A 13,375-nucleotide genomic window follows, 5' to 3' on the forward strand; every position below is an offset into this window, starting at 1 on the left:
TAAAATCAAGCTGCAATTACTTTTGTCGTTGATATTTCATACAGCGCTGGTCGCCGCTGTGGTGATTGACTATACTTAAGGTTAAACACAGAGCGCGGGGCATGGCCAATGAAACTTAATACCTCAACGGGTCTGAATACGCTAAATCAGGCACAACTGCAGCAGGAAAATTTGTTAAAGAAGCTGGCTAATGGTCGGCGGATAAACAGTGCGGCTGATGATGCCGCCGGTTTGCAGATTGCCAACCAGCTTAGCAGCAGTATTAACGCCAAAGCTCAGGGCGAACGCAATCTGTATGATGGTATCTCGTTATCCCGGGTTTATGAACAGGCATTGCAAGGGGTTAACGATAACTTTGCCGAGCTTGGCCGGCTGGCTGTCGCCGCAGGAAACGGTATTTACGGCACCCAGGAGCGGCAGGCGCTACAAAAGGAAGCCAACGGGTTGTTGGATAACGCCCGACAAATTATTGATAACACGGAGTTTGCTGGTAAAAAGCTCTTCGGTGCCGATGCCAGTATCAATTTCGAATCTGGTAACGGGGCATTGAGTTTAACCACTACTGATTTGGGCACGGCCTTGCAAAGCCAAAATGCCTTTAATCTCGACCTGACTAATCCGGCGGGGGCCGCCCAGGCGCTGGGGCGCATTGAGCAGGCTCGCGATTTTATCGGTGCTTTGCAGGCAGAGGCAGGAGCGGAAGCGAATCGTTTTGCCGCCGCCGCCCGTAACTCATCAGGGCAGCAGGTTGCCGAATCTGCTGCCCGCAGCCGGATTGCTGATCTGGATTATGCCCGCGCCAGCAGTGACAGAGCGGCAGCCAATATTCTGACCCAAAGCTCAATCAATGTGGCCATGCAAGCCCGCATTTCCTCTGAGCGAGCGTTATCCTTACTAAGCTAGTTTCAGCACCGCGTTACCTGCTGGTTTTTTGACGTCGATTAAGCGTAAGCGTCAAAAAACCAGCATTTTACCTTGCAAGCCAGCGCTTAGCTTGTACAATGAAAATAAATAATCAGAAAAATCGCGCTGTTATGTCTCTCACACCACCGCTATATATCTTTGATTTACAGCCACAACGGGCTGAACGTTTATCTACTGTACTGAGCTTTGTGACCGAACCGCATCAGTTGCTCGGCGCCGATACTTTACAGGATAAATTGCAGCAACAGCCTGAGTCCGTAGTGATATTGGGAGCGACAGGTGTGGTTGAACCCGCGGTGCTGGTCCGGCAATTTCCGGCCTCGGCGTTTCTGGTGATTGGCGACGCCCTGTCTTATCTGCTCGAGCATGCCAATGTGGTTGGCGTATTAAGCGAGCCCTTTGTTTACAGCAGCCTGACACAGCTACTGCGCGATGCCCAGCAATATCACCGCCTGCTCCCCACCCATAAACAACCGGAATTACTGGCGAAGTTTGATGGCATGGTGGGGCAGACTGCCGCGATGCAAAAAGTGCGGTTCTTAATTCAGCAAGTAGCGAAAACCGAGGCCAATGTGCTGGTGCTCGGCCCCTCCGGTACCGGTAAAGAAGTGGTAGCGCGCAATATTCATTTATTGTCGAACCGCGCCAGCGGGCCCTTTGTGCCGATTAACTGTGGTGCTATACCGGCGGAGTTGTTAGAAAGCGAACTGTTTGGCCATGAAAAAGGGGCCTTTACCGGTGCGATTTCTACCCGCAAAGGCCGTTTCGAATTGGCGCAGGGCGGCACCCTGTTTTTAGATGAAATTGGCGATATGCCGCAGCCGATGCAGGTAAAATTACTGCGCGTGTTGCAGGAGCGTATTTTTGAACGGGTAGGGGGCGCTCAGACTATCAAGGCGGATGTCAGAATTATTGCCGCCACTCACCGCGATCTGGAAACGATGATCGGTGATGGCAGTTTTCGCGAAGATCTGTATTATCGGCTGAATGTCTTTCCGATTGAAACACCGGCACTTAGTGAGCGCGCTGATGACTTGCCGCTGCTGATTAACGAACTATTGAACCGGCAATATCAGGCACATCAGGCCCGGGTGAAATTTACCGAGCGTGCTATTGAAAGCCTGAAGTTACATAGCTGGCCCGGTAACGTGCGTGAACTTGCCAACCTGCTGGAGCGGCTGGTGATCATGTATCCGGATCAGGTGGTGGATGTGGCTGAATTGCCGAAAAAATATCAGCATTTGGAAGTCGATTCCTATCAACCGGTGTATCCGGAAGCACTGCAAGAGCGGGATTTACTGAATTCACTGTTCCAAAGCCCTGAACCCGAGCCTGATATTGACCATGACATTGCCGAGCAAACTGAAAGCGCCGAGCTACAACTGATTTTTGCGCAAAGTTATGCCCAGCCGGTAATGCAGGATCTGCCCGCCGACGGTTTGGATTTAAAAGAGTTTTTATCTGAGCTTGAGGTGCGGTTTATATCACAGGCGTTAGAGCGCCATGATTATATTGTGGCCAGAGCTGCTGAAATTCTCGGTTTGCGTCGTACTACCCTAGTCGAAAAAATGCGCAAGTATAACCTCGGTAAAGAGGAGTAACGCCGCAGCTCCGGTGTCCAGTGTGAACAAAATCTAATCAGCAAACGTCAACACGCCCTAATAGGCAAATCACGGCTGACGTTTTTTTGACTCTAAATATCTATTAATAATTAATGCCTTATGCTTGGCATGCTCTCTGCATATACAGTCGTTATGCAAGGCTAGAGAGTATGTTGTGTTATGTCAGATCCTGTTTGTACTGTTGCCAAGGCAGACGCTGTGCCATCGGCTGGCCAGACCCAGCCGTTGGTCATATCAAACGCTGCCCGGCTGGAACATATTCTGCGCGCCTTACCCTCTGGCGTCATTATCCTCGATGCCAAAGGTCGGGTTGCCGAAGCGAATCCTCAGGCCTGTAGCATGTTAGGCGAACCCTTGTTGGGGCAGAGCTGGTTACAGGTGATTGGTCGGGTATTTCAACCCCGCTCTGACGATGGTTTGGAGGTATCGCTAAAGGATGGCCGGCGCTTAAAGATCGCCATCAGCGCACTACACCCGGAGCCCGGGCAACTTATTGTTATGACGGATTTAACCGAGACCCGGGCTCTGCAGCACCGGCTGCATCATTTACAGCGCTTATCGACGCTCGGCAAGATGATGGCCACGTTGGCACACCAGATCCGTACCCCTTTATCCTCAGCAATGCTGTATGCCGAAAATCTGACTAACAGTAAACTGGCCGCGGCACAACGTGGCCAGTTTCAGCAGAAGCTGGTGTTACGGCTGCAGGAGTTAGAGCAGCAGGTAAACGATATGCTGCTGTTTGCCCGCTCTGGCAGTGCCCAGGCGGTGCAGCCGTTGCAGCTGAGCGCTTTGCTACAGCTGTTTCAGGAACGTAGCGAAACCCTATTGATGCAGCACCATGCCAGGCTGCAGCTGACAGCTCCAGACACTGAGGTGCAGTTGCTGGGGAATACGCAAACCCTGTGTGAAGCCCTGCTTAATCTGTTACAAAACAGCTTGCAGGCCTGCACTGAACCTTGCCTGTTCCGCATCGAGACTCGGCTGCGGGGAACCGAGCTGACGTTGCTGCTCAGCGATAACGGGCCAGGGATCTCGGATGCGATTCTGCCGCAAATCTTTGAGCCCTTTTTCAGTCAGAAAGCCGGAGGCTCAGGTCTGGGCCTGGCCGTGGTACAGGCGGTATTGCAAAGCCATCATGGCCAGATTAGCTATCTTAAACCGGCACAGCGGCCGGCAGGGACACTCAACGGCGCTTGTTTTGAGCTGCGTTTACCTTGTCTGGCTGCCGATCTCATCCCGACTGCACAGGAGATTGCCTATGTCTGAGCTTAATCTATTGATTGTTGAAGACGACAACGGCTTGCGCGAAGCCCTGACCGACACCCTGCTGCTGGCCGGCTTTACGCCGCTCAGCGTGGCAAGTGCCGAGGAAGCGTTATTGCTACTGCAAAAACAGCAGGTGCAGTTGGTTATTTCTGATGTTCAGCTCGGCTCGGTATCAGGTTTAGGTTTGCTGAAAACACTACGGCAGCAATACCCGCAGTTGCCGGTATTGTTGATGACAGCCTATGCCAGGGTGCAGGATGCGGTAGAGGCCATCCGCCTGGGGGCTATCGACTATCTGGCGAAGCCCTTTTCGCCGGAAGTGCTGGTTGCTATGGTTAGCCGTTATGTGCAGCCAGCAACGCAGAGTGCACAGCAGCCGGTAGTGGCCGATCCGCAAAGCCTGGCGCTGTTGCAACTGGCGCAAAAGGTTGCCAAAAGTGATGCCAGCGTGATGATTACCGGCCCCAGTGGCTCCGGTAAAGAGGTGTTAGCGCGTTATATCCATCAGCAATCCGGTCGTAGTCAGGCGCCTTTTATCGCGATTAACTGTGCGGCGATTCCGGAAAATATGCTGGAAGCAACCTTATTCGGCTATGAGAAAGGCGCCTTTACCGGGGCAGTGCAGGCGTGTCCCGGCAAGTTTGAGCAAGCCAATGGTGGCACCTTGCTACTGGATGAAGTGACAGAAATGCCGCTTAACCTGCAGGCTAAACTGTTACGGGTGTTGCAGGAGCGCGAGGTTGAGCGTCTTGGTGGTCGCAAGGTACTAAAACTGGATTTACGGATCCTAGCCACCAGTAACCGGGAGCTGCGCCAGGCGGTGGCTGAAGGCGTACTGCGCGAGGACCTCTACTACCGGTTAAATGTTTTTCCACTTGGCTGGCCTGCGTTAGCGGCCCGGCCGGGCGATATTCTGCCACTGGCCAGTTCTTTATTGGCACGGTATGCCAAACAGCACGGCAAGGTTACACCGGCTTTCAGTCAGGCAGCAGAGCAGCGGTTGCTCAGCTATCATTGGCCGGGCAATGTCCGGGAACTGGATAATGTGATGCAGCGGGCGCTGATCCTGCAAACTGGCCCGCAAGTCACCGAGCACGATATTCTGCTGGAAGATCTGCCCTTTGTGCCTAGCATTGCGCTTGACGACCATACTGAGCTGCCCGCAAGCGACAGCAACTTTAAAAGCGAACTGCATCAACAGGAGCACAAGCTGATATTGGCAACACTGCGTGCCTGCGACAACAGACGTAAAGAGGCGGCGGCCCGGCTTGGTATCAGTGATCGTACCCTGCGCTATAAACTGGCCAGAATGCGCGAGCATGGTATAGAGGTGGCATAACCCTTGCTTTAGTCCCTGTCAGAAGCAGCAAATTTTTGACAGGCACTATTATGCAAATCAAAGGTCAGGCGTTATACGCACAAATGCAATCCATGGTCAGCCAGGCCAGAGCCTTACCCGCCGAAGCGAAGCCGGTGCAGGATATTGCACCGGTGAACAGCAGTCAGTCTGATTTCACCACCCTGTTTAAAAATGCCCTGGGTAACGTTAATGTGTTGCAACAGCAAAGCCGCAGTATGGCAACCGCTGTAGAGATGGGCGATCCCCGGGTATCCCTGGCGCAGGCCATGATTGCCTCGCAAAAATCTTCGTTAGCTTTTGAAGCCACGGTGCAGGTTCGCAACAAGTTGGTGGAAGCTTACAAAGAAATCATGTCGATGCCGGTTTAAGTAGGCGCCTGTTAGGAGACGTATTGTGGCAGAAAATCAATCAACAGAGCTGGCGCTGAGCAACACCGACTTTAACCCGGAGCCGGCCGCACAGCCGAAAACCGGTATCATGGGCGCCTTCAATAGCGGTGGCGACTTGATGCGGCAAATGACGCTGGTGATCGCGCTGACGATCTGTCTGGCGATTGCCATTCTGATTATCCTGTGGGCCAGAGCGCCGGAAATGCGGCCCTTGGGTACCTATAGCACCCAGGAATTAATCCAAACGCTGGATCATCTGGATGCGCAGAAGTTTAAATACAAACTGGAAGGTAACGTCATTCTGGTTCCGGAGAATACGCTGCAACAGGTTCGACTGAGTTTATCCCGCGCCGGTATGAGTAATGAACCTTCTTTGGGCACAGAATTTTTATTGCAGGACAGCGGCTTTGGCGTTAGTCAGCGGCTGGAAATGGAGCGTTTAAAGCATAGTCGCGAGCAACAGTTAGCCCGCACCATCGAAGAGCTGCAAAGCGTAGCCCGGGCTCGCGTATTGCTGGCGATCCCAAAAGAAAATGTATTTGCCCGCCAACAGGCGCAACCGTCGGCAACAGTGCTGGTAACAGCGCGCGGGGGGCGGGTGATCCGTGACAGCGAAGTGGATGCGATTGTTGATCTGGTGGCCTCTGCGGTACAAGGGCTGGCACCTAGCCGTGTCACCGTGACCGATCAGAATGGCCGCTTATTAAATTCCGGTTCTATAGATGGCAGCGCAGCCCGCAATCGCCGCGAACTTGAGATCCAACGTAGCCGTGAAGACGAGTACCGTCAGAAGGTTGACTCTATCCTGATGCCTGTACTGGGCGTAGGTAACTACACCGCGCAAGTTGATCTGGTGATGGATTTTACTGCCGTAGAGCAAACGCAAAAACGCTTTAACCCGGATCTGCCGGCAGTGCGCAGTGAAATGATTATTGAAGAAAACAGTGTCGGAGGCGGTAGCAGTGGTATTCCCGGTGCCTTGTCCAATCAACCACCGATGCCGTCCGTTATTCCTGAACAAGCAACAGGCACGGCATCACAAGCCGTAGTACCAGGGCGGAATAGTCGTGAAGCGACCCGTAATTTTGAGCTGGACACCACCATCAGCCATACCAGTCAACAAAGCGGCGTGATCCGCCGGCTTAGTGTCTCGGTGGCGGTCGATTACAGAGCCGCTACTGCTGAGGATGGCTCGGTTGCAATGACACCCCGCAGCCAGGCGGAACTGGAAAATATCCGGCGTTTATTGCAAGGTGGGGTTGGCTTTGACGCCCAGCGTGGTGATACTATCGAAGTTATTGCCGTACCCTTTGTACGTGAAGCGGTCGATGCCGATATCAGTACACCTTTCTATCTGGAGGACTGGTTCCTGCAAGTGGTGAAGGTCGTAGTCGGTGGTTTGCTGGTGATCGTGATTATGTTGGCGATTGTCAGACCTATGCTGCAAAAACTGATGAATCCGGCAGATACCAGCGATACTTATGACGAGCATTCATTATCACAGGGCTTGGATCTGGGCGATGATTTTGATGCCACTGCCTCGGTGTTTGACGATAAAGCGGTGGGCTTTGCCCCGGACGGTACCCTAATGTTACCTGACTTACATGGTGATGAAGATTTGTTACGCGCAGTGCGGGCTCTGGTTGCCAATGAACCTGAACTGTCCTCTTTGGTCGTCAAGAACTGGTTAGCTGAAGATGAGTGAGAAAAAAGCCGTTAAAGAATTTGATATCAGCAAGCTTGACGGTGTTGAGAAAGCTGCCATCCTGCTGCTGAGCTTATCAGAAGAAGATGCTGCCCAGATCCTGAAACATCTGGAGCCGAAGCAGGTACAGAAAGTGGGTTTGGCGATGGCACAAACCACTGATCTGAATCAGGCCAAAATTGCCGCGGTGCACCGGCGCTTTATTGAGCAGATCCAGAACTTCAGCACCATTGGCTTCCAAAGCGAGGAATTTATCAAGCGTGCTCTGACAGCAGCGCTGGGTGAGGAAAAAGCCGCTAATCTGATAGACCAAATCGTATTAGGCGGTGGCGCCCGCGGTCTGGACTCGCTGAAGTGGATGGATTCAAAACAGGTTGCCAATATTATCCGCAATGAGCACCCGCAGATCCAAACCATTGTTTTATCCTATCTGGAACCGGAGCAGTCAGCCGAAATTCTATCCCAGTTCCCGGAGAAGGTGCGGCTGGATCTGACGATGCGGATCGCCAACCTGGAAGAGGTACAACCGGCGGCGTTACAAGAATTAAACGAAATTATGGAGAAACAGTTTGCTGGTCAGGCCGGTACCCAGACCGCGAAGATGGGTGGCCTGAAAGCGGCTGCCGATATTCTGAACTATCTGGATACCAACCTGGAAGGTCAGCTGATGGATGCTATCCGTGAGCATGACGAGGAAATGGCACAACAAATTCAGGATCTGATGTTTGTGTTTGAAAACCTGATTGATGTTGATGATCGTGGTATTCAAACGATACTGCGGGAAGTGCAGCAAGATGTGCTGATGAAAGCACTGAAGGGCACTGACGAGAATCTGAAAGAGAAAATCTTCAAAAACATGTCGAAACGCGCAGCCGAGCTGTTACAGGATGATCTGGAAGCCATGGGACCAGTTCGCGTCAGCGAAGTGGAAACGGCACAAAAAGAAATTCTGTCGATTGCCCGTCGCTTATCTGATGCCGGTGAAATTATGCTTGGTGGCGGTGGCGGTGAAGAATTCCTCTAAGGTCAGTTGAATGAATAACCAAGATGCGTTTCGTTACAAGAAACCGTTCTCACCAGACGCAGAGGTCGAAGATCTGCTGCGTGCCTGGCAGACGCTGGATCTGACTGCCGAGGTGGAGCAGGATGAGACCACCAATGCACTGAACCTGAAACGGCCGACCTCGTCAGTGGTAGCACAGGAAGAAGACAGCAGCGAAATCAAGCCACTTACTGCGGATGAGATTGAACAGATCCGACAGGCTGCGTATGAGGAAGGCGTCGCTCAGGGCAAGGAAGAAGGCTTTAGTCAGGGTTATCAGGATGGTCGTTTGCAAGGTCTGCAGGATGGCACGGCGCAGGGATTGGCTGAGGGTAAGAAACAAGGCCTGATGGCAGTGCAACCGGAAATTGATGAAAAACTGGGCCAGCTGACCTTGCTGCTGGACCAGCTACAACAACCATTGGCCGGTTTGAACCAACAGGTAGAGCAGAGCTTGCTGGAGTTAGCCCTGGCAATGGCCAAGGCGGTGATTGGGGTCGAGGTCAAGACCAATCCGCAGGTGATCCTATTGGCTATACAGGAAGCAACTGCTGCATTACCACTGAAAACCGAACTGATGCGGATTAAATTACATCCTGATGATCTCGCCATTATCCGTAGTCATTACAGTGACGAGCAAATACAAGCCCAACACTGGCAACTGCTGGCCGATCCCTTGCTTGAGCGCGGTAGTTGCCTGGTCGAAGCTGAAAAAACCAGTGTTGACAGAAGTTTGACGCAACGCATTAACAGCAGTCTGGAACACTTCCTGCATCAGGCCGATAACGAACACTAATCAGGCCCTCCGGCCGTTGTGACAGTGAGCTAAGATGGCTGAACCCGCTAAACTGCAGCAGTTTTTGCAGCAACAACATCAATTTATTCAATCCAGCAAGCCTGCGGTATCCGGTCGCTTGGTGCGGGTTGTCGGTTTGACCCTGGAAGCCACCGGCTGCAGCGCGGCTATTGGTCAGGCTTGTCTGGTCGAAGGGGCCCGTGGCGATCTGCTGGCTGAAGTGGTTGGCTTTGCACAGGATAAAGTGTTTTTAATGCCGCAAGAGGATATCGAGGGCGTGGTACCGGGTGCCAGGGTAACTCCGTTACTGCAGTACAAAGGGGTACCTCTAAGTATGAGCTTATTGGGGCGGGTGATTGACGGTGTTGGCAGACCTCTGGACGGTAAAGGCCCCATCGCGGCGACGCAGTTTAGCAGTGGCAAAGGTAAAGCCATAAACCCTTTACACCGGCGTCCGATTAAACAGCCGCTGGATGTCGGCGTCCGCACTATCAATGCCATCCTGACAGTGGGAAAAGGCCAGCGGATGGGGTTGTTTGCCGGCTCAGGGGTCGGTAAGAGCGTACTGCTCGGCATGATGACCCGCGGCACTGCCGCAGATGTTATCGTGGTCGGGCTGGTCGGTGAGCGTGGCCGCGAGGTGAAAGAGTTTATCGACGAGATCCTTGGCGAAGACGGTAAAAGCCGGGCTGTGGTCGTGGCGGCGCCGGCAGATGTTTCGCCGCTGATGCGGCTAAAAGGCTGTGAAACCGCGGTTCAGGTTGCGGAGTACTTCCGGGACCAAGGGCTTGATGTTTTGTTACTTATTGATTCAATTACCCGCTATGCCCAGGCGCAGCGTGAGATAGCTCTGGCTGTTGGCGAGCCGCCGGCAACCAAAGGTTACCCTCCCTCGGTGTTTGCCAAATTACCGGCGCTGGTGGAGCGGGCCGGTAACGGCTCCGGCCATCAGGGCTCAATTACGGCCTTTTACACGGTATTATCTGAAGGCGATGATTTACAGGATCCGATTGCCGACGCGTCACGGGCGATCCTGGATGGCCATATCGTGTTATCGCGGCAACTTGCTGACGCTGGACACTTTCCTGCCATCGATATTGAGAAGTCAATTAGCCGGGTGATGCCGGCCGTTACCAGTGAAGAGCATCAGTTACTGGCGCGTAGCATTAAGCAACTCTATGCCAGCTATCAGCAAAGTAAAGATCTGATTGCTATCGGCGCCTATGTTCGCGGTAGTGATCCCCAGTTGGATCTGGCGATCCAATTGTTACCGCGGATCAATCAGTTCTTGCAACAGGGGATGAAGGATGTCGTACCTTACGATGATTGTCTCAGTGCATTAAGCCAGCTGGCGCCGAATCAACGGGGTAGAACATGAGCAGTAAGCTAGCGTTGTTGATCAAAGTACAAAAAGAGCGCGAAGAACAGTTACAGGCCAACTTTGTCCGGGCACAACAGATGTACCAGCAAGCCGAGCAAAAATATCAGGGGCTGGCGCAATACCGCACTGACTACATCCAACAAAGCCAGCAGCAGGGCTCAATAGGGCTGGGCGGCAGGCAGTATAACCAGTTTCTGGCTTTTATCAGCAAATTAGATGAGGCATTAAGCCAGCAAGCGCGGGTGGTACAGCAAAGCCGAAACGCAGCTGAACAACGCAAACAAAGCTGGTTGAAGATGCAAACCAAACGTAAGGCATTAGAGAAATTGCTGCAGTTAGCAGCTGAACGTGAACAGCTGACGCAGGAGCGGCAGCAACAAAAACTGGCAGATGATTATGCCCTGCAGCGCTTTATGCAGCAGCGGCTGTTGCTAAACAGTGACTAGGGCGTGTTGACGTTTGCTGCTTAGATTTTGTTCGCACTGGCGGCGTTTTGATCGCGAAACGAGGAGCGCAGTTTAGTCATTCTAAATAAGTGACGAGTGACAAAGAGCAAAGCGCCGCCAGCGCGAACCCTCCGGGCAGCGTTTGGCTGGCGTTTCTACTGCGTTATCGCTTGTTCATGTAGAATAACTACACATCACAAGCTCTGCCTTGTATAAACACCAGCCAAACGGCTGCAAAAACAAGCAGTAAACGTCAACACGCCCTAAGCAGAGGCAGCGGGTCAAACCGACAGCGTGAGCTGGCGCGCCGATGTCATTACCCCGGGTCACTGAAAACTGGCGCGAATTTTGAATGTAATTTGTCAGCAGTACTGTGACAAGCATTTTTGCAGCGCAAAGATGGCGAACAAATAAAGCCCAAGGTCAGTCAGTGCACAAGCTAATACTGACCGCAGGCGCAAGTAGCAACGGATTACAGGTATATCTCTATGACGCAAGGTGTGCAGATATCAATGCTGTTAAACCCGGCAGAGTCGCTGGCATTTAGCGAAGTGCCGGGTTTTGCCACTACGGCGGAGGCTGGCTATAACGGCGAAACCACTTTTGCCCGCTTGCTCAGTGACGAACAACAACAACAGTTGCCGCAGCGGCAGTCTGTTGCCGCTGTACCCAGCCAGCTTGCCTCCCCTGAACCCGTTGCAGAAGCTGAGCTGACTCCGCTACCGGTACCAGCCGTTGTGGCAGCGGATCCGGCCGGGCAATCAGTGGCAGCAGCTGCTGAACCAATACCAGTAGAATTGTCGGATGCGGACATTGCCGTCTGGTCCGAAATTTCGTTACCGCCTGTTGAACCTGAGCCGGTTGCACAGCAGGCGGCTATTTCCTGGTTGGGCTTAATTGAACAGGCAAACCAAACCAGTGCACAGTTGGATAAAAAGCGTTTTATGGCGATCCAACAGCAGTTAATGCAGCACCAGGTAATTGAACAGCAAATCGGGCCTGTACCAGAGTCGCCATTATTACCGGCAGAGCAAGCAGAGTTAATTTTCAGTCAGCAGTTTGACACCACAAGACAACAGAGCAGTAGCAGCCCGACAACTAAAGTTGGCACGGCGCAGCAATTATCAGAGCCTGTAATATCTGCGCCCGCTATAGCGGCGTCGGCTACTGAGCCATCAGGCACCGAGGTTGAGCAAGAAACGGCTCAGGCCAACCTCGACCCCGTGCTGCAACTTCAGGCGAAGTCGGAGCGAACCGTAGTCACGCAAGCAGCGGCTGATTTAAAACGTACGATCATGCAGCCGGTGGTCAGTGCCAAAGCTGCAGGCGTTACCGACGGTCAGGCTGATAAAGCGATAGTCAGCACGCCGACTTCTGCTGTGCCGCAGACGCCACTTCAGCCAGCGATAGCTCCGGAAACTACCTCTGCCGCGATGCTTGCGCCGGAGCAAGAAGTTGTTGAACTGATGCAACAGATGCTGCCGTCCCAAGCGGCTCAGCAGACAGCCCCGTTGAGTAGCAGTAAAGCCGTTGCGGATCCAACAGTGCCAGTGGATAAAACGGCGGTTGAGCCGGTTGTTGTTATTAACGACGTAGCTGAGGTCGCTGCGCTGGCTGTTACGGCAGCGCCTCAGGCTGTCAGCCAGTCTGCGGCGCCGCTGCAAGCTGCGGTTAGCCGTGTTGCGGGAACCTCGCCGGCAGCAAAGGGAACAGCGGAGCGGCATAGTAAAGTTGACAGCGAAACAGCGTCACGCGAACGCAGTGCTGGTCGTAACGTCAGCCTGACAGATGCGATTCCGCCAGTGGAAACCAGCTCAGACAAAGCCTTGCCGCCGATTAGTCGGTTGGAAGTCGTGCTAGCCGCAAACAGCGCCAGCGCAGTGCAAGTGCAAGCTGGCAACTTAGCTGAAACGACGACCCAATTACAAAACCGGTTTGAGCAGCAGCTTATACAGCAACAGAAAGCGGATGCTCCGGTTGCCAGTCCAGAGCTGAGTGCGAAATTAAAGCAACTGAATCTGCAGCAGCAGGATGCCACTTTGCAGCTGCGTGAGCGGGTGCATGTAATGGTCAGGCAAAATATTCAGGTTGCCGAAATCCGGCTTGATCCTGCCGAGCTTGGTCAGATGCAGATCCGGGTAAATCTGCAGCAGGAACAAGCATCAGTGCAATTTATCGTGCAGCAGCAAGCAGCAAAAGAACTATTGGAGCAGCAAATGCCCCGTTTACGGGAAATGTTACAGCAACAAGGGATCCAATTGGGAGAAGGCCAGGTGCAGCAGCAAGAGCGCCAGCAAACCGGTCAGAATAGTCAGGGGCAGCAGCAAGGCACAGAATTGGCTGATACAGGCGATGACGCAATGCCGACCCAGCAAATTCAGGTTAAGCTTTCTGAGCGTTTGGTTGACTACTATGCTTAAGCAACAGCCAACTGTCTGACT

Annotated in this window: 11 protein-coding genes; all 11 read left to right on the top strand. The window is 53.0% G+C overall.

The annotated features are described in order from the left end of the window. The first annotated feature begins 108 nt into the window (after positions 1–108). A complete protein-coding gene (locus H1D31_RS05820) occupies positions 109–903 on the top strand; it encodes a flagellin (protein ID WP_008609971.1) in 795 nt (264 codons plus the stop codon). Positions 904–1,034: 131 nt separating this feature from the next. Next, a complete protein-coding gene (locus H1D31_RS05825) occupies positions 1,035–2,525 on the top strand; it encodes a sigma-54 dependent transcriptional regulator (RefSeq protein WP_261256882.1) in 1,491 nt (496 codons plus the stop codon). 180 nt (positions 2,526–2,705) lie between these two features. Then, entirely contained in the window at positions 2,706–3,815 is a 1,110-nt protein-coding gene (locus tag H1D31_RS05830; protein WP_261256884.1) for a sensor histidine kinase, read from the top strand. Further along, positions 3,808–5,154, top strand: a complete 1,347-nt coding sequence (locus H1D31_RS05835; RefSeq protein ID WP_261256886.1) for a sigma-54-dependent transcriptional regulator — start codon at positions 3,808–3,810, stop codon at positions 5,152–5,154. The genes H1D31_RS05830 and H1D31_RS05835 overlap by 8 nt, the downstream gene beginning before the upstream one ends. Before the next feature lie 50 nt (positions 5,155–5,204). Beyond that, positions 5,205–5,543, top strand: a complete 339-nt coding sequence (gene fliE / locus H1D31_RS05840; RefSeq protein WP_261256888.1) for a flagellar hook-basal body complex protein FliE — start codon at positions 5,205–5,207, stop codon at positions 5,541–5,543. A gap of 25 nt (positions 5,544–5,568) precedes the next feature. Then, complete coding sequence (gene fliF, locus H1D31_RS05845; RefSeq protein WP_409976775.1) at positions 5,569–7,269, top strand: flagellar basal-body MS-ring/collar protein FliF; 1,701 nt, start codon at positions 5,569–5,571, stop codon at positions 7,267–7,269. Next, positions 7,262–8,293, top strand: a complete 1,032-nt coding sequence (gene fliG, locus H1D31_RS05850; protein ID WP_008609977.1) for a flagellar motor switch protein FliG — start codon at positions 7,262–7,264, stop codon at positions 8,291–8,293. The genes fliF and fliG overlap by 8 nt, the downstream gene beginning before the upstream one ends. Positions 8,294–8,303: 10 nt before the next feature. Next, on the top strand, positions 8,304–9,107 hold the full coding sequence (gene fliH / locus H1D31_RS05855; RefSeq protein WP_261256891.1) for a flagellar assembly protein FliH: 804 nt from the start codon (positions 8,304–8,306) through the stop codon (positions 9,105–9,107). A gap of 34 nt (positions 9,108–9,141) precedes the next feature. After that, positions 9,142–10,485, top strand: a complete 1,344-nt coding sequence (gene fliI / locus H1D31_RS05860) for a flagellar protein export ATPase FliI (protein WP_065954816.1) — start codon at positions 9,142–9,144, stop codon at positions 10,483–10,485. Continuing rightward, positions 10,482–10,934 (top strand): flagellar export protein FliJ, encoded by a 453-nt coding sequence (gene fliJ, locus H1D31_RS05865; protein WP_008609981.1) that lies wholly within the window; start codon positions 10,482–10,484, stop codon positions 10,932–10,934. The genes fliI and fliJ overlap by 4 nt, the downstream gene beginning before the upstream one ends. A gap of 488 nt (positions 10,935–11,422) precedes the next feature. Next, positions 11,423–13,354: a flagellar hook-length control protein FliK gene (locus H1D31_RS05870; RefSeq protein WP_261256896.1), complete on the top strand. Its 1,932-nt coding sequence runs from the start codon at positions 11,423–11,425 to the stop codon at positions 13,352–13,354. Positions 13,355–13,375: the final 21 nt, after the last annotated feature.

It is taken from the genome of Alishewanella sp. BS5-314 (assembly GCF_025377695.1).
Lineage (GTDB): Bacteria > Pseudomonadota > Gammaproteobacteria > Enterobacterales > Alteromonadaceae > Alishewanella > Alishewanella aestuarii.

Excerpts from the sequence above, each read along its gene's own strand:
- H1D31_RS05820 (WP_008609971.1), top strand. The coding sequence starts at position 109 with ATGAAACTTAATACCTCAACGGGTCTGAATACGCTAAATCAGGCACAA.
- H1D31_RS05825 (WP_261256882.1), top strand. The coding sequence starts at position 1,035 with ATGTCTCTCACACCACCGCTATATATCTTTGATTTACAGCCACAACGG.
- H1D31_RS05830 (WP_261256884.1), top strand. The coding sequence starts at position 2,706 with ATGTCAGATCCTGTTTGTACTGTTGCCAAGGCAGACGCTGTGCCATCG.
- H1D31_RS05835 (WP_261256886.1), top strand. The coding sequence starts at position 3,808 with ATGTCTGAGCTTAATCTATTGATTGTTGAAGACGACAACGGCTTGCGC.
- fliE (WP_261256888.1), top strand. The coding sequence starts at position 5,205 with ATGCAAATCAAAGGTCAGGCGTTATACGCACAAATGCAATCCATGGTC.
- fliG (WP_008609977.1), top strand. The coding sequence starts at position 7,262 with ATGAGTGAGAAAAAAGCCGTTAAAGAATTTGATATCAGCAAGCTTGAC.
- fliH (WP_261256891.1), top strand. The coding sequence starts at position 8,304 with ATGAATAACCAAGATGCGTTTCGTTACAAGAAACCGTTCTCACCAGAC.
- fliI (WP_065954816.1), top strand. The coding sequence starts at position 9,142 with ATGGCTGAACCCGCTAAACTGCAGCAGTTTTTGCAGCAACAACATCAA.
- fliJ (WP_008609981.1), top strand. The coding sequence starts at position 10,482 with ATGAGCAGTAAGCTAGCGTTGTTGATCAAAGTACAAAAAGAGCGCGAA.
- H1D31_RS05870 (WP_261256896.1), top strand. The coding sequence starts at position 11,423 with ATGACGCAAGGTGTGCAGATATCAATGCTGTTAAACCCGGCAGAGTCG.